The sequence below is a fragment of the Dyadobacter sp. UC 10 genome, assembly GCF_008369915.1.
GTDB lineage: Bacteria > Bacteroidota > Bacteroidia > Cytophagales > Spirosomataceae > Dyadobacter.
Genome location: NZ_VSRN01000001.1, coordinates 5,835,297 through 5,855,453, shown reverse-complemented (window position 1 = coordinate 5,855,453; position 20,157 = coordinate 5,835,297). Strand labels below are relative to the sequence as shown.

Below are 20,157 nucleotides of genomic sequence, written 5' to 3'. Positions count from 1 at the left end.
TTGCGCTATCGGATATTTCGGGAAAGCTTTTCGTAAGGAATATCCTTGCCGATATACTGGTCCCATTCTTCTTCTGTCAAATCCCTTGATACTTTTTTGGAAACTTCCGCAAACAAAGCGGCAGAGTTGATATCCCAGACGCGTACGGTTTTGTCTGCGCCAGTGGCAAGCAGTTTTTTCCCGTCATTTGAAAACCGGATGTCCATTACCCAATAATCAAAATCACTGAGCACCACCGGCTGCTGTTTCGACAAATCATCCTGCGCGCTCCATATCCTGATCTTCCAATCGTAACAGGCTGTGGCAATGCGGCTTCCGTCGGGCGCGAATGCGATTTTGGTGATTCCGGACGTGTGAGTACCCTGTGTGCCCGACAAAGAATTCGGTACCGGCTCATCACGTTGCATACGCACGGAATACAGCATTCCTTCACTTGTGCCGAAATACAGCTGCTTCTGATCGGGGGAGAGGGTCATGGAGATCAACCTGCCTCTGATATTACCGAAGTTGTATTCAACCGGCTTTACCTGGGGCTTGTCTATATCCAGCCGGATCACTTTTCCGTTTCCGGTACCAAACAGCACGTAAGGCGTCCCCCGGATAAACTCCACGCACGATATTTCAGCGCCGAGATTGAGGTTTTTGAGTACATCCAGCTTTTTGTCACTGATATCCCAGATCCGGACTTGTCCTGTCGAGCTGACTGAGATGAGCTGCGGCTTGTCGTCTGCATTTCTGATACGCATAGACAGGATAATACCATCGTGCGCGATCAGTGTCCTGGTAGGCGTGCTGCCAGCCGCAAAGTTGTCCCAGCGAACGATCTGTCCATTTGAAGAACCTGTAAACGCCGTTTTCCCATCGTGCGTAAATGCCAGCGCGCGGATACTTTTGAATGTCTGTTTCGGATTTCGGAATGCAACGGGCCTGGTTGCAGGCACGAGGTAGTTCCACAAATTCACTACCCCATCGTCACCCGCACTTGCAAATACGGCATTACCTCCCCGCGGCTCGGCGACAACGCGCACTATATCATTGTGTCCCAGCAATGTAGCTTTGGCACCGGCGGCTTTGGACAAGGCATTAAAAATATCGGGATTCTCTCTTTCACCTCCATTTTTAACGTTAAAATCGTAAGCTTTCAAAGCCAGCAAAGCAGCCAGATCGTCGCCGGCGGGCATTTGAAAGGATTGTATCGCAATGAATCGCGCTACGGCTTTCGAGCGCTGTTTCAATGCATCGTTCCTGGAACTTTCGGCTTCTTTCTGTGCACTTTGCGCCAGTATCTTCTGGCGCTCCGATTCTTTCTGCGCACTTACCGCATATTCTTTCTGAACTTCTGTCTCTTTTTGAGACTGTACGGCAGCCCTTCTCGCATTATCTGCCTGTACTTTTTGCTCTTCCGCTACTAAGCGGGCTGCCTTGGCCGCTACGCTTTCCTTTACCGCCTTTTCCTGTTCGCGGACTGCGATGGCCTTTTGCTCTTCGGTTAATGTTTTTTGCAGCTCGGCAAACGTGCCCTGTTGTTCAGCGATCTTCTTTTGTGAGATCGCCTCCCGCGTCTGGTCCTCCGCGCGTTTTCTTTCTTCCAACGCCAGACTTTCCTTTTCCAAAGCCGTTTTTTCACTCTGCTGCGCCTGTGTTCTTAAAACCAATGCGACGATCAGGAAAAGCAACGACACTAATGAGCTGATACCCAACACAGAAGCAAAGACTCTTGCTTTGCGGAGCTCACGTTTCTGGCGGTCTTCTTTTTGCCTTACTTCGAGTTCAAATTGCTTTTTACTGTAATCCAGAAAATTGATCGCCCGCTCGAAAAAAGGATCATAGCGCTGCGCCCATTCCAGGGTCGGCTCGCTTTCTTTCAGCCATTTCAAACCCAGCGCCAGCTCGGGATTTACCCATAAACCAGTTCGGCCCTCCTGGTACAGAAGTGCTGAATAGCTGAGTTGTTTATACAATTTGGCCGATTCCAGCTCCTCCCCGATCCACTTTCGGCAACGGTCCCAGAAAGTCAGGATTTTCTCAACGGAAACATCGATGATAGAGTCGTGGTCGATCTTCACGCCTGGTTTCGGGGTCAGAAATGATACTCCGTTTTCACGAAATACCATCACTACATCAATCAGTAAATAATCGGGAATACCGGTAATCTGAATGATTTCGCGTAAGACCGTCGGGTGTAAAGAAGAGGTATCACTCGGCCCCAGCACAATCAATGCTTTGAAAAGTTTAGCCGCCGCATTCCTTCTTTTCTCGTCCAGCTGCTGGGTGTAAATCTCCTCAGCGTGCTGCGTGATCGACTGCTGCATGGTTCCGATCGCCTCATAATCTGTGCGGGCGATAGGTACTGCAAGGGTTTTAGTGGCTTTCCAGCGGTCCCAGGTTCGCATGAGCGCGTGTTGCAGGATCGGGAGGTAGTCGGGATTTTCAGAGAGCTCTTTCAATAGTCCGTCCACCAGCTCCGGCTCGATAGACACCCCGGAAGCCGCTACCGGGCCTTCGATCACCTGCCGCACTTCTGCCGTATTCATTTTGGGCAAAAGATAGTAGCCCTTGTTGATTACCTCTGTCAGCCCATTGAATTCGGTGCAGTGATCGAGGTAATCCGAGCGCATGGTGATCACGGCATGAACAGGAAATTGCCGCTGGTTGATCAACGCCAGCAGCAACTGTACAAATGCCAGCGTATTATTTCTTCCCGAGAAATCATCGGCCAGCTCATAGCGGAACAATTCCTCAAACTGGTCGATCACGAGCAGGATATTCCGGTCATGGACCGCGGAAAGCAAGTCGAGAGCCTTTTGGGGATTTTCCGAAATTTCCTTTTCAAGCGCCGCAGGGTCCCGGTTTTCCCAGAGCGGATCGTTGGCACGGAAGGCTGTTTTCAGCGCAACAGCGAAATTCCGGACCGGATTTCCTCCCGGCCGGAATATGATCACTTTCCATACTTTCCTGTCGTCGCTTTTTTCAAGAGACGGAATAAGTCCTGCTTTGATCAGGGATGACTTACCACTCCCAGAAGAACCAATCAATGCCAAAAAACGACCGTCCAATAATTTGCTTTTCAGCTCGCGGATATGCGAATCCCTTCCGAAGAACAGGGCATGGTCTTCATGCTCATAGCTGCGGAGACCGGGAAAAGGATTGGATAGCGTAGATTTTTCAACCATAATACTCAGGTTGAGGCAATTTTCATGACAAATTTATTTCGGTTTTTCCCATCCGCATATTCATAGGAAAATTCGTCGACACCATTGACGGTCAGGTAAATACCTAGCCCTCCGATTTCGCGATGTTCCAGTGATTTTGTCAAATCGTCGGAATTTGGCAGTTCTTTGGCAAGCGGATCAAATGGCGCGGCGATATCTTCCAGAACCACAACAAGTTCCTGGTCGGTTATTTCGCTCAAAACCGTAAAATCCGCCTCCAAACCGGCTTCCTGGTATCCGTATAAAATGATATTCGTAGCTATTTCATCAATAGCCAGTTTAAGGGCGTAGGTCGGCTTTTTACCTAATCCGGCCTGCTGCGAGAGCTCACCAACGTATTCCCTCAGCGAATCCAGAGAATCCACATTGCCGGGAAAACTTTTCGATTCCATCGTGTAGGATGTTAAACAGGATATTGATCAACAATAGTAACACTGTGCTGCAGACCTGTTTTCGTCAGGGTATCTACAATCAGCTCTTGTGGTTTGACAATATAAATGGAAAGTTTCGGGCCAATCTTTTGCTTTGAATAAATAAGTACACGCAAGCCCGCAGAAGACATAAAGCTAAGCTCTTCCATGTCTAATACCAACGAGTCGATCGGCTGGTTGGCGATTTTTTCAATCTCGGTTTGAAATACCCTTGCCGAAAGCGAATCCAGTTCGCCGTGTAAAGTCAATTTCGCAACCTGCTCTTCTACAACTGATTCTATTTGAAATGCCATGATTTTGATGTTTGATGTTTTCTGAATTTTTTAATTTTATTTTGGGTGGTTTGAAATTGTTCGGGGTGGTTTGGGGTGGTTCGAGATTGTTTGGGGTGGTTTGGGTTGATTTTGGCCTGTGTTGGTGTTGTCCAACACTTTTTAGCCTGTGTTGGTGTTGTCACCAACACTTTGCAGTTTCCGCCGTTGCCAGTGATGTCACCAGCGACGGCAGAAACAACACCGAACAATACCGAACTAACGTCCCTCCTTCCTCCTTCCTCCCTTTTGGCCTGTGTTGGTGTTGTCACCAACATTTTGCAGTTTCCGCCGTTGCCAGTGATGTCACCAGCGACGGCGCAAAGAACACCGAACAATACCGAACTAACGTCCCTCCTTCCTCCCTTTTGGCCTGTGTTGGTGTTGTCACCAACACTTTGCAGTTTTCCGCCGTTGCCAGTGATGTCACCAGCGACGGCAGAAACAACACCGAACAATACCGAACTAACGTCCCTCCTTCCTCCTTCCTCCCCGCCTACTTCCCCACCAATATCACCGTAGCCCGTCCGCCAACTAAAAACCGGCTCTGGTCTTCCAGCCTTGGCTCTTTTCCGATTTCGAAGAAATCTTCACCGGCGGGCATGTCGGTATTTACTGACAGATACCAGCTGCGGCCATTTGGCAAGGCAGGCAATTCGTAATACAGCGCGTCCCAGTAGGAATTCAGGGCTACGTAAATGGTATCGTCTATAATGGTACCGCCTTTTGCGTGGGCCCCGTCGAGCATGAATGCCAGGCAGCGGCTGGATTCGGAAAAGTCTGGCTGCCAGGCTTGTGTGCCGTGGAAGCTGACATCCGGATACCCGCTTCCTGCATAGTCGCGGTGCTGGAAATGCGTGCGGCTGCGCAGTACCGGGTGGGCGCGGCGGAAATGCATGATGTGTTTCGAGAAATTAAACAGATCCGCATTCTTTTCCAGCAAGCCCCAGTCTACCCAGTTCAGCTCGTTATCGTGGCAATAGGTATTGTTGTTCCCGTTTTTGGTCACCCCCATTTCGTCCCCCGAGAGGATCATAGGAACGCCCTGGCTGACGAACAAAATAGATAATGCATTTTTTATTTGCTTGTGTCTGAGCCGATTAATGAACGCATCATCCGTTTCACCCTCCACCCCACAATTCCATGAATGATTATCATTACCGCCATCATTGTTATTTTCTCCATTCGCTTCGTTGTGCTTTTCATTATAGGCAAAAAGGTCGTAAAGGGTAAAACCGTCGTGACAAGCAATGAAATTGATACTTGCAGTAGGCCCGCGATAGTAGTATAGATCGGGCCAGCCCTGAATGCTCTGGGCAATGTCACCGACCAGCCCTTCGTCTCCTTTCAGGAATTTACGCACGCCGTCGCGGTACTTTCCGTTCCACTCGGCCCAGCGGCCATAGGCGGGGAAAGAACCTACCTGGTACAATCCACCCGCATCCCAGGCTTCCGCTACGAGCTTGCATTTCGCAAGGATCGGGTCGTAAGCGAGTGATTCCAGCAAAGGCGGGTTACTCAAAGGCGCACCGTTCTGGTCGCGGCCGAGAATGGCGGCGAGGTCAAAACGGAAACCGTCGATGTGATAATCCGCAGCCCAGTAGCGCAGGCAATCCAGTACCATATTCCTGACCACCGGATTATTACAGTTCAATGTATTCCCGGTTCCTGAGAAATTGAAATAATAACCCTCCGGGGTGAGCATGTAATAGGTTTTGTTGTCAATTCCGCGGAACGAAATGGTGTGCCCCCGGTGATCGCCTTCGGCAGTATGGTTGAAAACCACGTCGAGCATTACCTCGATGCCGTTTTTGTGCAGCTCCTTCACCAGCGTTTTCAGCTCGTCAACCTGCATTCCGAACTTGCCGGTGGCAGCATAACCTGCTTTCGGCGAGAAGAAATTGACGGTACTGTAACCCCAGAAATTGACGATCAAACCGCCGGTTACGGGATTCTCCTTGCTATTCTCCCATTCGTCAAATTCATAGATCGGCATCAGCTCTACACAATTGATACCCAGCTCTTTGAGGTAGGCAATCTTACTGCGTATCGCCGCGAACGTACCTGGATTTTTGACATTCGAAGAAGGATGCTGCGTGAATCCGCGTACATGCATTTCGTAGATGACCAGGTCTTCGATCGGTGTTTCGAGCGGGTGATCATTTTCCCAGTCGAAATCCTCGAAAACGAGTCTGGAACGATAGGGATAAATGTTGTCCCAATTCGGCTTCGCCAGCCAGCTATCGCGACCCGCTATTGCTTTTGCGTAAGGATCGCTGAGAATTACATTTTTGTCAAATCGGTGTCCTTCCTCCGGTTTGAAGGGTCCGTCCATCCTGTAACCGTATTCGAGCCGCTCGTAGTCGAGGTCGAAAACGGTCATGGAATACACGTTACCGGTCCTGAACTCTTCCGGAAAGCGGATCTCTGCAAACGGTTCTGCTTCACCTTTTTCAAACAAAACCAAAGTACAATCTATGGCTTCGCTGGAATAGATGCTGAAATTGATCCCGTTCGGCACCATAGTAGCCCCAAAAGGCAGTACGTGCCCCCGGCGAAACTTGATACCCTGCTGCTCGTGGGTCGGGTAATAGTCGATCCTGATATCTGTCGCCATCGCTAAGCCTGTTTAAGAATAACGATTGCTTCGTCCGCCGAATCAACAATGCTGAAAAAGTTGATGAACCCGGTGGTTGACATAACATCCTGAATATCTTCCGAAACGCCGACCAATATCACATTACCTTCCTGCGAGCGTATATTCCGGTACACCATCAGGAGCACACGCAACCCCGCGCTGGACATAAATCCAACTTCCGTCAGGTCTATTGCGATCAGCCTGCTTTGCGCAGTCGCAGCCCTTGCGTTCCTTTCGAATTCCGGCGCCGTCTTGCTGTCGATATCCCCGGCCACCTGGACAACCGTGATATCTTCCTGTTCCGTTATATTTATTTTCATAGTTGTTGTTTTTTGGGCGGCTGTTGGGTTTTGGCTGTTAGCTTTTAGCTGTTAGCTGTTAGCTGTTAGCTGTTAGCTATTGGCTGTTAGCTTTTAGGTCTTGGATTTTTGGGTTACTGAATTTAGATTTTATGTAATAGTGGGTCAGTTTATTTCCCTGAGATCAGTACTGCCCTCCTAATAGTATTATCCTCACAAAACAGCCAAAAGCTAACCGCTAATAGCTAACTGCCAAAAGCCAAAATCACCTGCTGGGACTGATCAATACCTTCACCCTGATACGCTCCTCTGTTTCTGGTAACTTCACAGTAAGTGCCTCTGCGTCGAAGTCATTGTAAGGCTGATCGTCGATAAACACCTCGCTGATGTAAATGCTGCCCGGAGGAAGGATATCAGGAGAAACGCGCAGGATATTGTCTTTCCAACCATTTGGATAAGGCTTGAAGTAGAACCAGGTTGGCTCTTTTGTGATCAAGAGGTTGATATATACCGCTGACAGGTAGCACAATTCAGTACTATGGTAGGCGCTCATCGAGTGGCTTCCCTTGAAACGCTCGGTACCCAGCAGGTAAGGCATTCCATTTGAAAGCACGTTGAAGTAAACGCCGCCATCGTCATTGTCAAGGAAGAATGCATTATAGAACGCAGCCGCTTCGCGGGCTTGTTTTTCATATTCTTTGTCCCCCAAAACCCCGTACATGATCAGATAAGCCAGAATTGCCTGCTCCTGCTGCCACCAGGCCTTGCGGTCGTGCCAAACGAACTGGTGCTTGCCGCCCGTTTTCTTCACCCTTTCAACCACATCATACCAGCCGCCGCGCTGCTGATCGGAGCCAGCCTCAGGCATTAATGAGGCGATCTTTTTGGCAAATTCAAGGTATTCCTCTTTTGGCGTCAATGATTGCTGACGCATCAGGTTCCATGCGATTTTCAGGTTGTGGCCCACGACCGCCCGGTTTTGCTGCCAGCCCCAGGTCTGGTCTTTGCTCCAGTCTTCAAAGAATTTCTCCTGAACAAACGGACTGTTTTCGTAATCCGGGAAATACTTTGTAATAGTATCAAAAGTATATTCCAGAAAGTCCGCATGAGCCTTTTCACCTGTCGCCAGGTACAGATTGATCAGGTAAGCCGGCGCGTGGTCACCCACCGAATTCCAGTTCTTACGGGCCTTATTATGCGCAAGCGATTCTTCGTGCGCATCCAATGTAATCGGGTGTAAATGAGAATAGTAACCTACGCCATTCGGATCTTTGAAGTATTTTTCAAAAAGGTCGATCGTCTTGTCAATATCGTCGCGGATACGCTGGTCTCCTGTAATGCGGTAGGTCTGAGTTGGGCCCGCCAAAGCGTAGATCTGTTCATACATCGGCAATGAATCCAGGTCATCGCCAAATTCGGAAGTAAGCAGTTTCGTTTCTTTCTGACCTTCCACTTTTAATCCGTGATACCAGTAAACGAGGTCATCGTCGGTATCAAAAAACCGCATGTGGTCGCGGAGATATTCGGTACCCAGCTCGGCACCTTCCAGGTATTCGTCTTTTCCTGTCAACAGGTAGGCCGATGCAAAACCGTAAACCATCCGGGAAATTGTATCCGTTTCCTGCAAATAGTCTCCTTTTTTGGAGCCTCCCAAATGCAGCATCGTACGATAATTTTTATAGTTGATCTCCTCTTTGGGGTAGTCAAACTGCCATTTCAGATAGCTGGAAGCGATCGAGCTGATCTGAGTGATCCACCAGTTTTGCTCTTCGTGGCGATATACTTTCGGTTCCTTGCCCGGGAATATCAACTGCTGCGCTTCAAATGCGGCTTCATTTTCGCCTGCATTCGGATAAAAGGTTCCGTAAGCAAAAACGTATTGCCCGTTCGTAGACAGGAACGGCGCCACATCGCCCGGATCCTGCCAGCCTTCCGTCAGATTCTGCACGCTGCGGGCATAAGTGGAAGCGATCAGGTTTAGTTTGAAAGGTCTTTTATCGGAAGTTTCCAGGGTAAACCAGCGCTCTTCCGCGTTATATCCTGTGATATAGCCAGCGATGGTATCAGAAAAAGTGAAATTTATATTCATGCTCAAAACGTTAAGGTGTTCTTGGATAAAATTGATTAAGCCAGTGCCGGTGTTGTCGCCGGCGCACGCGTATTGGCGTCGGGCATTTGTTGGTGACAACACCAACAAGGACAAAGCCTTGGCCGGTGTTGTCACCGGCAACCTCGGTCACCGGCAATCTCACGCCGTTGCAGCCATATCCTGGTCGCGGTAACCCTGGGTGAGCTCTATGATGTTACCTTCCGGATCTTTCAGCCAGACTGTCTTCCATCCTTCAATTACGTCGTCGAAATGAAGTGGCCCGAGTGTGATCACCGCATCCACTCCCATCAATCTTACCTTCTCATCGATGTCCTCGACCGAAAAAGCAATGTGGCGCAGACCGGGATAATGCGGCCCGTCAGCTTCCGACATGGCATAAGGCCGGTCCTCTTCCGGCGGGAAAATTTCGAGGTAGATATTCTTGTCGTTTTTAAGAAAAACCAGTTCTGCATCGTCGCCGAGGCTGATCGTTCTGGCGCGATAAAAACCGAAATGCCTGGCGTAGAAAGCCTCGAATTTAGCGAGGTCTTTTACCGTTAGTGCGAGGTGAAAAAATGAGGTATCCATACTGATAGTTAATTTTCAGAGAGCGTTTCTATGATCTTCCTGGCGAATAAATGCGCATGACCGCCAGACCTTCCCGTGATCAGGTCACCGTCTACTACCACATCCTCGTTGGTATAGATAGCTCCGTAAGCCTTCGCATCACCGATCAGGTTGTTATGACAAACCAGTTTTCTGCCCCTGACCAGCTCAGTAGCTGGGGCTACCAGCCACAGTCCGTGGCAGATAATCCCTTTCACGATGGACGGTTCTGCAAAAACGCGCTTCAAAAACTCGGTAGCAGGCGGTATTTTTTCGACATCCTCGGTATAGCGGAGTCTATCCGACACCATTCCCGAAGGAACGATGATCGCATCGTAGCTTTTCAGCTCCTCGTCGGTCATGTTCTCGAAGGTCTCCCAGCAATCCATGGGCGCCCGATATTCATGACCATGGAAAGTCAGCTTTTCCTGCCCCCAGAGCCTGGAAAGGAAGTGTACCTCCGCTCCTTCTTCGGGAAACCGGAACTTGTAATAGAAGATCTCATTTTCGAAGAAGTCGGCCTCGAACAAAACTCCGATCTTTTTGCCTGCGAGTTTCATGGTCAAACACGTTAAGGGGATTTACTTGATATTTTGAATGCGACAGAAAGCTTTCGCCCTGAAATCCGCAATTTCTACTTCACTCCTGAGTAATGCTTTACGATCTTTCCGTCCTTCAATACCATCGCATCGTATATCCTGACCGGGCCGTTTACCGTATCAATCGTCGCTTCGAACATCAGGCTGTCGTCGGTCGAAGCAAACTTTTCAGTAGAGATAAAACCGCGATACACATATTCCAGATAACTGGAAAACAGGTTTTTCAAAGCATCGCTGCCTTTGACAACAATCGGCTCTTCGCCACTCAACACGACCATCTCTGCGTCGTCGGCGTAGTGTTTATCGACCAGGTCATCTGCGTTTCTGGCTGCCAGCAGGGCTACCTGCTCGTCATAAAAAGCTTTCATATTTTTAGATTTAGTTGAGAGTAATGGTTGTGAAGTTCGGAAGTCAGGCAAGTGTGCCATCGGGATGTTGTACCATTCCTGCGAAATGGATAGCTATCCTGCCATTTTCAAGCACCCAGCTGTCGGCAAAACGCATTTCACTTTTTTCGCCGCCCACGGTCATCGTGATCTGTTCGGTAATCATTAATGTTTCAGGATTTTCTGTTTCAGCCCAGAAAACGATCTCCGTTTCCAACCCGTCGATCCCCAGAATGCCCTGCATATGCTCATTCACCTGGTCGCGGCCTTTATACACTACCGGTGATTTCGAGAAGCTGCTGATCAATGTAGCATCGTCCGTGTATTGATCTAAAAGCGCATTGATATTTTTATCCAGGATATGCTGAATATGTTCTTTGTACATTTTACCCAGTCTGGTATCAGGTACGTTTTTCATAGGATTAGAAGGATAAGGTGTATAAAAATCAGTTAAAGCGTCGCTGAACCTTCGTGGTATTCCAGCCCGTCTACTACATATTTGGTGATGACAACTTTGCCGGCATCATTCAATTTTACCTCCCATGTCTGGAAAGCATCACATTTAATGCGCTTGCTGAATGGTTCCGGTGCATTCCATACGCTTGCTTCCCATTGTACCACCACTTTCACGGTCGCCCTGTCGCCATTGATCTCCGGCTCAACCAATTTCACAGTATGTACTTCGTCAAAAAAGATGCGGATCACGCGTTGGAACCAGCCTTCGAAGCCGGCATAACCATATATGGTCACCTCGGGAAACACCATTTCCAACTCAGCATCGGCCAAAAGTGGCAGTACTTCTACCATCGGCACGTGAACGTCCAGTTTTTTATACCAATCGATGGCCAGTTCTTTTATTGATTCTTGTGTTAACATGCTCTTTATGTTGAGGTTAATGGAATTAAAAATTTAGTTGGACATTACCTGGCCGTTTGTCTTATGGGCTGATTTCAATATCATATCCGCCGCTTTCTCGCCGATCATAAAACAGGCAGCTACCGTATTTCCGCTCGTAATAGTCGGCATGATGGAGGCGTCGGCTACCCGGAGACCAGTAATTCCATGCACTTTCAGCTCAGGATCTACGACCGACATTTCGTCCCTGCCCATTTTACATGTTCCTGCCGGGTGCCACAGTGTGGAGCATTGGTTTCGGATATATTGTTCCAGGTCTGCACCCTGTCCCGGCACCATTTCTCCCCCGTTCAATTCAAGGAATTTGGGTGTATCCGCCAGTGATCTCACGATTTCGATTGCCTTTACGAGTACTTCAACGTCAGCCGCCTCAGTCAGATAGTTGGGATTAACCAGAGGCGCATCCATCGGATTCCCCGATCGTAATGTCACTTCTCCCCTGCTTTCCGCCTGCACTAGTATCGGCAGAAAAATGCAGATCGGGCCGCCCATATCCGGCAACATCGGTGCGAGCGGCCGGGGCATGCTCGGTGTAAAATTTATCTGTAAATCAACCATTTGCGCCTCACCTTTTGTACTGATAAACAATGTATTACCGGTCAGCAAAGTGGTATTCGGCATTGGGATTTTCGATCGGAAAATCATAGGCAGCTGCAAATGATCCTGCAAATTTTTACCTACTCCCGGCAAATCTGCCACTACGGGAATATGAAGCGCTTCTAAATCGGACGCCCGGCCAATGCCCGACAGCAGCAATATTTTCGGCGAAGCCAGCGCTCCGGCACTAATAATTACTTCCTTTTTGGACAAAGCGTGCCACTGCATATGGTCCGATTCGAATTGCACTCCAAACGCTTTTTGGTCCTGGATCAGCACCTTGGTTACGCGGGCATTGGTAAGGATTGTCAGATTACTCCTGGATTCAATCGGTTTTAAGAAAGCGGAAGCGCCACTGTCGCGATGGTTATCCTTATCGATATGAAACTGAAGTAACCCGGCGCCATTCTCCTGGCGTTCGCCATTGTAATCCCAATCAGGGCCTTCATAGCCAAGTTGCATGGCACCTTCGAGAAAATGGTCCGAGCGCATGATTTCATCCGGACAGTCGCGGATCGTGAGTTCCCCGTTTGTAGCATGATAATGAGAAGGGCCGTTTTCAAAGTTTTCAGATTTTTTAAAATAGGCCAATACATCTTCATAAGCCCATCCTTCGGCACCCATTTCAGCCCATTGATCGAAATTACGTGGGTTCCCGCGCACGTACATCATTGCATTCAATGAGGTACTTCCTCCCAGTACTTTGCCCTGGTTGAGGGTGATTGTTCGCCCGTTTAATCCTTCCTGAGGCATTGTTTTCAGCTCCCAGTCCAGTGCGGACCCCCAGAGGCTGACGAACCCACCCGGATCTTTGATAGCCGGATCGTCATCTTTACCACCCGCTTCAATCAAAAGAACACGGTTCATTAGATCGGCACTCAGCCGGTTGGCCAGTACGCTTCCTGCAGCCCCGGCTCCGACGATGATATAGTCGTAAATTTGATTATTCAGCATTTTCAACGGTCGAGGTTGGTATTTGCTACTGGGAACAATTCAACTTAATCCATTCAGAATGGTGATCGCCTTCGAGCACCAGATCGATCAGGAATGGCTTGTCATCGGCCAGCATTCTTTCGATCGCCGGTAAAATATCTGCCTCTTTCTCCACCCTTACCGCCTCCACCCCCATCGACTGCGCCATGATGTCAAAGCGGATTGCGGGATAGGAAAGGTCAAAGGGAAGCGGAAAATTGTGCTTTTCAATCTCACGTTCCTTCCAGTACTGATCGATATTGAGCTGCAACAATTTGTAAGAACCATTATTGCAAACTACGAATTTAGCCCCCGCATTATGCCGCACAGCCGACCAAAGCGTCTGTATCGTATACATGCTGCCCCCGTCTCCTGAGAAACCGATCACAGTCTTTTCCGGATTGGCAAGCTTGGCGCCAATCGCTCCCGGAAACCCCACGCCCAGTGATCCGCCACGGGTTGTGAAGTATTGTCCGGCTTTTCTTGGAGGAATATACCTGCTCACCGCCGGAGAGCTGGTTAATGCTTCGTCAAAAATGATCGTTTCTTCCGGATCAAGCTTTTCTGCCAGCACTCTGGAGAACTGCGCCATATTCAGCGGCTCTTTACCAGTGCGCCTTTCGTCCGCTTCTTTTTCCAGTCGGACCCGTTCATTTTTCTTCTTACCGATATCCTCTATACGTTGGATCACCTCCGCCATTTGTTCCGGAGATATCATCGCCTCGATGACTTCCGCCAATTCGGTCAGGGATAGCTTCGGATCGCAAACCACGCCCAGGTCGACGCGGTGGTTCTTGGCAATTTCGTAGGCGTTCAGGTCATAATGGATCACCTTCGCCCCGGGGGCATAAATGTCACCGAGTTCAGGAAAAACCTCCGGCACCATATAAGTGCCAACAATCAGGTTAACATCGCCTTTTGTTGTGATCGGGTGGCTGTACGAACCGAACATATGACCCGTAGTACCCTGGTAAAGCGGGTGCGCGTTGTCCATCACAACATCTCCGAATTCCACTCCGTACACTTCTGCACCAAGCAGCTCTGCCACTTTCGTCAGTTCCGGTATTGCATCAGAATAAGCTACTCCGTCGCCCACGAAAATCACCGGCTTTTCCGCATTCAGCAGCATCTCTGCCGACTGCCTTACTAAATCAGCAGATGGGATTACCCTTGTAGAAGGTATGCAGCTTGGAAATACAGGTTCGTCGTTGATTTCGTCCAGCACATCCATCGGCAAGCAAACATAAACGGGCCCCATCGGTGCGGTAGTTGCTATTTTGATGGCACGACGCAAAGTCCGCAGCAGTGATTTCGAGGAGGTTGCCATGGTTGCGTACTTGGTAACCGGTGCCATCATAGCCACCAGGTCATTTGCCATTTGCGCATCCATATTCATGTATTGCACGCCAGCGTCGGACCCGATTATCACCAATGGCGCGTGGCCGCGTTTGGCCTGGTACACTGCGCCCACTGCATTCCCGATTCCGGGCGAGCTGTGCAATTGTACCAGTGTCGGTTTTTGTGTGGCCCTCGCATAACCATCGCCCATCATCACGGCGATCGTCTCCTGCAGGGTCAGTATGTATTTCATGTCGGGGTATTCTGCCAGCGCATCGAGGAAGCCCTGCTCCACCGTACCGGGGTTCCCGAACATAAAGTCCATGCCGTCGGCGAGGAACTGTTCTACGATCTTCTGATTTCCTGTTTTACCAGCCATAACGCGTGAGGCCTTTGTCCAATACATTCACAAACTGCTCTCCGAATTCGAATGAACATTGAAGCGAACGCGCAGTAATGAACGGATAATCAACAATGACTGAAGTTTCTTTTCCAAAGTTGCCGTGATATTGCCCTTCGGGACCTACCGCATCAGCAAGGATATATTCCAACACATATGGAGGAGGGCCCATATTCAGATCGGTATGCAGGAAGCCGGTACCATCGTGGTAATCGTATTCGATACAGTGGCCTGTTACGTGTTTTCCTTTGATAATCGAATTTCGCTCGTTGAAATCACGTGCGAAAACAAGTGGCGCCACCCCATAGCAGATACCTGCGACAGGCATATTTTTGTTGTAGAATGCAAGGATAAGGTCGTGGACACGCTGGTTGTTAACCATATCAATAATCGGCCCGCTGCCGCCTACAAGCAAAACCGCTGCATATTCCTCGGTTACTTTCTGCTGGGCGATTTTGAGATCGCTGTAGTACTTTTCAAACGCACGAAGGAAGTCGGGTGTCGAAAAGTAGGGCCGCTGAGGGATCAGTTCCGACAGGTTCAACCTGGTTTCAAGCCTGTTCGTCGCTTCAAATGCTTTCACTTTTTCCGCGGCAAGCGGGGTAGTCACACAAACACCGAGAGGAGGATCTACATAGGTAGTATCATAACTGGGAGGTAAAGCTTCGGCTTTTTTGCCGTTTGGCGTAATGAATTCCACTGTATAGCCGGCTTCTTCCAATTTTTCGAGCGGCCCAACGAGCTCAATGCCCCAGTATCCGTATTCGGAAAGAACGGCCAGTATTTTTTTTGACATAACGACTGAGATTGAATGTGAGAAACGGTTGAGAAAATGAAGGAAGTGTTCAAAAAATAACGTTGAGTTATATTTATGTTTAGTATCGTCAGGACAGACAGTGCCGTCGGCTGCGCACTTGATTTTTGCCTTTGGTTTCATAAATATCTCCACAAGACGGGCGGCAGGGTTTCAAATAATGATTGAAACTGAAAAAAATTGAGGTGAACCGGTTGATTCCAGACCTCAAACCGACGATGTTTCGGCGAAGCTGCGGAATTGTACGATGAAATTTTAAGATTGGCCTGTGAAGCTTTCATTAATAAGGCCAAAATCACTTTTGAAGCAATAAACACTTGTAAAACAGGCCTATATGCCAAATATCGCGAATGTAGACTGACCGTATAATATTCCTGTAAAGTGTATTTTCATTTTTTTGTCTTATTTCATTTTTTTCCCTAGTATTATTTCTACGATTATCAGTATTATTGCAACAGCGCCTGCTAAATACACTTTTTGACGGCAGTTTAAAAAAACAGCCAACCTGCATACCTGCTGTTTCCGCATACAAGACTCAACACATATAACATATAATTTCGGTACTGTACCCTTTACACCTTAAACCTCCATTCAAATGAAACCTTTGAAGCTTCTCATCGTAGCCATGAAAGAAGAATGGCTCAATCTTTTGGAAGATTCCCTGCGTTACGAGGGCTACAACTTTCACATCAAGCAGGTAAATTCCAAACAAGCTGCAATTAAGGCATTCCGGGAATCGAAGTATGACCTGCTGATTTCAAACCATGCCCTTCCCGACGGGGCGATCAACGATCTCGCTACTGTGCTGGGCAGTCAGCTTCCCTGTATGGTTATGTCGGAAGGACAATGCCCTGTTACATCCGAGAAAGTTCTGGCCATCAAAGACAGTAATTACTATATCAACTGTTACAACAAACTCGACTGGATCCCTGCATTGGAGAATACGATTGAGAAATGGCAAAGCAATGCACGTCAGGACCTCGACGACCATATCAAAAATCACGATACCCTTTATAAAAAATCACTTAACCGCTGCATAGAGTTGCTTTCAGGAGGAAACCAGCAGAAAGATGCGGACGCTCTGACGGCCGAAGCATTTGAAATGCTGCTGGAAGTGATGAGCGTGAGCAGGATTTACTTATGTGCAGCCCTGCATTCACCTGACAAAACCTTCGCGATCCGCCAGACGGTTGAGGTATCCGCTGCCGGTGTGCCCGCAAAGGTACTCTTTACCGAAAATCCGCTTGAAATACCATTTTTCGATCGCTGGACCAAGTTGTTTGAAAAAGGTCAGACCGTTTTCGAGCGGCTTGATCATTTCCCTGTCAACGACCACCAGTGGCTCAGCCGGCACGGCATCCAGTCATTAATGGCTGTCCCGATTGGCAAAGGCAGCAAATGGCTGGGCTATATCGCCGTTGAAGATAACCTGAATATAAGAGCGTGGACAGAAGCTGAAAAAGAACTTATTGCGGCCGTCGCGAAACTTATTCCCCAGCATTATTTCCTCACTTCCAAACCATCCCGGATAGAAACTGAACTCTTCGCCAGTCCGGTATGAACCAGGATTTGAATTACAGGAACGGGATGTCATTAGGTTGGCGTCTCTGTTTCATTTTAAGCCTGTTTGCTACCATTCCCAGATTGATCTTCATCTGGCCGAACCTGTCTGACCAGTCCAGTATCTGGGCTGGCCTGCTCGATATCTGTATTCAGTTCATCATCAGTTTTGAGTTTGCCTGGATATTCGTTTATATCTGTCTGCATTACACCTACCAGAAGCCGAGCTGGTTTAACCGACAAAGTCCCTGGGTGCAACTGTTAATTCTGGTGTTCCTGTTCCTGACTATTAATGAAATTTTATTCCAACTTAAAATCGCCCTTTCCGGCAATAATTCGGATATTCTGATTTTCCGGGTGGTGTATTACCTCTACCATATCCTTTTGCTGCTTGCCATTCTAGCTTTCCGGAATTTTTTACTGACCACGCAGGAGAATCACAGGATCGGCCTGGAAAACGAACAATTGAAGCGGGAACAGCTCAAAGCGCAGTTGGAAGCCCTTCGTAATCAACTCAATCCGCATTTCCTTTTCAATGCACTTAACATTCTGAATATCTCCATATCGACGAATCCGGACCTGGCGCAGCGCATCGTACTCGATCTCTCTGACATTTTACGGTACAATCTGAAAGTACAAAACCAGAGCCTGATACTTTTAAGTGATGAGCTGGCGGCTGCCAAAGCTTATCTGGACCTTCATAAGGCGCGTTTTGGAGAGAAAATGGCCTTCGAATTTGTCGGTACGGAAACCACCAAACAATGGTACGTGATTCCGCTTTCATTACAGATCCTGATAGAAAATGCGATCAAGCACAATGTGATTACCTCTTCACAGGTACTGTTTATCGAGCTAAGGCTCAACGAGCAGGAAAAGCAGGTAATCGTCATGAACACACTCAATAAAAAAGTCAACTCGGGCGGAACGGGTATCGGGTTGCAAAACCTCGATAAACGGTATAAGATCCAAACCGGCCAAAAGCCTTCCATGACGGAAGATGAACAACAATTTACTGTAAAAGTACCCTTGATTGAAGCTCCATGACAAGAATACTGATCGTAGAAGACGAACAGCCGGCAGGGCAATATCTGACGCAGCTCATTCAGAAGATCGACCAGAAAACCGAAATTCTGGACATTATAGAAAGTGTGGAAACGGCTGTGGCCTGGCTTGAAAATTACCCGGCCCCTGACCTGATTTTTCTCGACGTGCAGCTGGGCGACGGTACCTGTTTCCAAATCTTTGAACAAATTTCGATCGGCTGCCCGGTTATTTTCACGACCGCTCACGACGAATACGCCTTGCGTGCATTCAAGCTGAACTCCATAGATTATCTGTTGAAGCCGATCCGGCAGGAAGCGCTCAAATTCAGTCTGGACAAATATTACCAGCTCAATGAAGAAAACGCGATCAGTAAGGTGAAGTACCTTGAAGAGCTTATGTATTCGCAAATATTAAACCGGAGAAACCCGCGAAGGAGCTTCCTGGTCCCATATCGCGACAAGCTGATCCCCCTCAGGGACGCGGATTTCGCATGGCTTACAATAAGGAACGGCCTGGTGGTTGCGACCCTTCACGACGACCGGAATTTTGTAATTGACAAATCTCTCGAGGAGCTCGAAAACCAACTTGACAATTCCAATTTCTTCCGGGCAAACCGCCAGTTTATTATTTCGCGCCAGTGCATTACCGAAATTGAACTGTATTTCAACGGCAGGCTGCTTATCCGCACTTCACCGTCATCGTCCAACCAGATCCTGATCAGTAAGGAAAGGGTTCCGGTTTTTAAAAAGTGGTTCGAAGAACTTTCTTGACCGAATAGCAGCCGGATTTTTCAGTTTAATCCGCATTATTTTCTGCTTCACGGCAAAAAATAGCGAAAGGTGCCGCATTATTTGAAAGATTACACTTCCATTTCTTTCAAATATAGACCCATGTACACCGCACGTGAAATAAAGCCGGGGATCGTTCTGTCCTTTGCCTGGAAAACCTTGTTGTTCTTTTTCTGTTACTCCGCTGCTCTGTGCGGGATCAGTGCCTGGTCGGGCGTTACGCTTGGTTTTTCATTCGTACCAATAGGGCTGATCGGCACAGCCGTTGCATTTTATGTCGGTTTTAAAAACAATTCGTCTTACGAAAGATTGTGGGAAGGCCGGCGGATCTGGGGATCGATCGTCAATGCAAGCCGCACCTGGGGAGCATTGACCTGCACCTATATCCAGTCGGACGACACGGGCGAAGGCTCTGTAAAAGCACGGTTAATCCACCGCCATATTGCGTATGTTAATGCCGTCCGTATTCAGCTTCGCTCAAAAAGTGTCTGGAATGACCTTAATACGGTGGAGCATCAGGTCGTGGAGAAACAGCACATCACTGCAGACCAGTCCCTGCCTGATATGCTCAGGCGTTTTTTGCCGGAGGAAGAAGCCGCCTATTATGGGCAGCGCAAAAATCCTGCAACGCATATTATGCGTGCACAGGCGAATGACCTGGACGAAGAATTCAGGGCGGGGAGGATTAAAGAACTGTTTTACTTCCACATGATGAATTTGGTGCAGGAATTCTATAACCAGCAGGGCGCTGCTGAAAGGATCAAAAATTTCCCGTTTCCTCGTCAGTATGCTTATTTCAGCAAAGTATTTGTGTGGCTTTTCATCACCGCCCTTCCGTTTGGTTTGATCAATGAATTCGCCAAGCTGGGAAATCCTTATATCTGGCTGGCGGTGCCCAGCTATATTGTAATCGCGTGGGTTTTCCATACGATGGAAATTGTGGGTGATACCAGCGAAAACCCCTTCGAAAACGCAATCAACGATGTTCCCATGACCTCGATTTGCCGCACTATCGAAATAGACCTGCGCGAAATGCTAAGAGAAACCGATATTCCTGCGCCTGTTACCGCTGTCAATAACATTTTGATGTAAAGAAAAGTACATGAATACTTTGCGGAAAAGTTGAGTACAATGATATCAAAGGCATTAGGGACCTGC

General features: G+C 48.3%; 19 protein-coding genes. 4 read left to right on the top strand and 15 right to left on the bottom strand.

The genetic code is table 11. From position 1 onward, the window contains the following. Positions 1-5: 5 nt before the first annotated feature. From FXO21_RS24310 to FXO21_RS24240, 15 genes are all read right to left on the bottom strand, one after another. On the bottom strand, positions 6-3,173 hold the full coding sequence (locus FXO21_RS24310; RefSeq protein ID WP_149642515.1) for a WD40 repeat domain-containing protein: 3,168 nt from the start codon (positions 3,171-3,173) through the stop codon (positions 6-8). Positions 3,174-3,178: 5 nt separating this feature from the next. Next, entirely contained in the window at positions 3,179-3,604 is a 426-nt protein-coding gene (locus tag FXO21_RS24305) for an ATP-binding protein (protein WP_149642514.1), read from the bottom strand. A gap of 11 nt (positions 3,605-3,615) precedes the next feature. Then, a complete protein-coding gene (locus FXO21_RS24300; protein WP_149642513.1) occupies positions 3,616-3,936 on the bottom strand; it encodes an anti-sigma factor antagonist in 321 nt (106 codons plus the stop codon). Continuing rightward, positions 3,921-4,412, bottom strand: coding sequence for a hypothetical protein (locus tag FXO21_RS24295; RefSeq protein ID WP_149642512.1), 492 nt, complete (start codon positions 4,410-4,412; stop codon positions 3,921-3,923). Before FXO21_RS24295 ends, FXO21_RS24300 begins: the two co-directional genes overlap by 16 nt. A 38-nt stretch (positions 4,413-4,450) precedes the next feature. Further along, on the bottom strand, positions 4,451-6,571 hold the full coding sequence (gene glgX / locus FXO21_RS24290; protein ID WP_149642511.1) for a glycogen debranching protein GlgX: 2,121 nt from the start codon (positions 6,569-6,571) through the stop codon (positions 4,451-4,453). Between the two features lie 2 nt (positions 6,572-6,573). Further along, a complete protein-coding gene (locus FXO21_RS24285; RefSeq protein WP_149642510.1) occupies positions 6,574-6,912 on the bottom strand; it encodes an STAS domain-containing protein in 339 nt (112 codons plus the stop codon). 244 nt (positions 6,913-7,156) lie between these two features. After that, complete coding sequence (locus tag FXO21_RS24280; RefSeq protein WP_225865843.1) at positions 7,157-8,980, bottom strand: AGE family epimerase/isomerase; 1,824 nt, start codon at positions 8,978-8,980, stop codon at positions 7,157-7,159. A 159-nt stretch (positions 8,981-9,139) separates the two neighbouring features. After that, positions 9,140-9,568, bottom strand: a complete 429-nt coding sequence (locus FXO21_RS24275; RefSeq protein ID WP_149642508.1) for a VOC family protein — start codon at positions 9,566-9,568, stop codon at positions 9,140-9,142. Positions 9,569-9,576: 8 nt separating this feature from the next. Then, the gene (locus FXO21_RS24270) at positions 9,577-10,146 is read right to left on the bottom strand and encodes a DJ-1/PfpI family protein (RefSeq protein ID WP_149642507.1); all 570 of its coding nucleotides are present in this window, start codon (positions 10,144-10,146) and stop codon (positions 9,577-9,579) included. A gap of 74 nt (positions 10,147-10,220) precedes the next feature. After that, on the bottom strand, positions 10,221-10,553 hold the full coding sequence (locus tag FXO21_RS24265) for a nuclear transport factor 2 family protein (RefSeq protein ID WP_149642506.1): 333 nt from the start codon (positions 10,551-10,553) through the stop codon (positions 10,221-10,223). Positions 10,554-10,596: 43 nt separating this feature from the next. After that, complete coding sequence (locus FXO21_RS24260; protein ID WP_149642505.1) at positions 10,597-10,989, bottom strand: nuclear transport factor 2 family protein; 393 nt, start codon at positions 10,987-10,989, stop codon at positions 10,597-10,599. Positions 10,990-11,021: 32 nt separating this feature from the next. Continuing rightward, positions 11,022-11,447: a hypothetical protein gene (locus FXO21_RS24255; RefSeq protein WP_192579316.1), complete on the bottom strand. Its 426-nt coding sequence runs from the start codon at positions 11,445-11,447 to the stop codon at positions 11,022-11,024. Positions 11,448-11,480: 33 nt separating this feature from the next. Continuing rightward, positions 11,481-13,037: a GMC family oxidoreductase gene (locus FXO21_RS24250; protein ID WP_149642503.1), complete on the bottom strand. Its 1,557-nt coding sequence runs from the start codon at positions 13,035-13,037 to the stop codon at positions 11,481-11,483. A 25-nt stretch (positions 13,038-13,062) separates the two neighbouring features. After that, a complete protein-coding gene (locus FXO21_RS24245; RefSeq protein WP_149642502.1) occupies positions 13,063-14,772 on the bottom strand; it encodes a thiamine pyrophosphate-binding protein in 1,710 nt (569 codons plus the stop codon). Continuing rightward, positions 14,762-15,589, bottom strand: coding sequence for a type 1 glutamine amidotransferase domain-containing protein (locus FXO21_RS24240; protein WP_149642501.1), 828 nt, complete (start codon positions 15,587-15,589; stop codon positions 14,762-14,764). Before FXO21_RS24240 ends, FXO21_RS24245 begins: the two co-directional genes overlap by 11 nt. A gap of 613 nt (positions 15,590-16,202) precedes the next feature. Here FXO21_RS24240 and FXO21_RS24235 point away from each other — a divergent pair. The 4 genes from FXO21_RS24235 to FXO21_RS24220 all read left to right on the top strand — a co-directional run bounded on the left by FXO21_RS24235 (position 16,203) and on the right by FXO21_RS24220 (position 20,091). Next, positions 16,203-17,168 carry a GAF domain-containing protein gene (locus FXO21_RS24235; protein WP_149642500.1) on the top strand — a complete coding sequence of 322 codons (966 nt, stop codon included), beginning with the start codon at positions 16,203-16,205 and terminating at the stop codon, positions 17,166-17,168. Positions 17,169-17,194: 26 nt separating this feature from the next. Next, positions 17,195-18,211, top strand: coding sequence for a sensor histidine kinase (locus FXO21_RS24230; protein WP_192579315.1), 1,017 nt, complete (start codon positions 17,195-17,197; stop codon positions 18,209-18,211). Continuing rightward, complete coding sequence (locus FXO21_RS24225; RefSeq protein ID WP_149642498.1) at positions 18,208-18,981, top strand: LytR/AlgR family response regulator transcription factor; 774 nt, start codon at positions 18,208-18,210, stop codon at positions 18,979-18,981. The genes FXO21_RS24230 and FXO21_RS24225 overlap by 4 nt, the downstream gene beginning before the upstream one ends. A gap of 120 nt (positions 18,982-19,101) precedes the next feature. Beyond that, positions 19,102-20,091, top strand: coding sequence for a bestrophin family protein (locus tag FXO21_RS24220; RefSeq protein WP_149642497.1), 990 nt, complete (start codon positions 19,102-19,104; stop codon positions 20,089-20,091). The last annotated feature ends 66 nt before the right edge of the window (positions 20,092-20,157 follow it).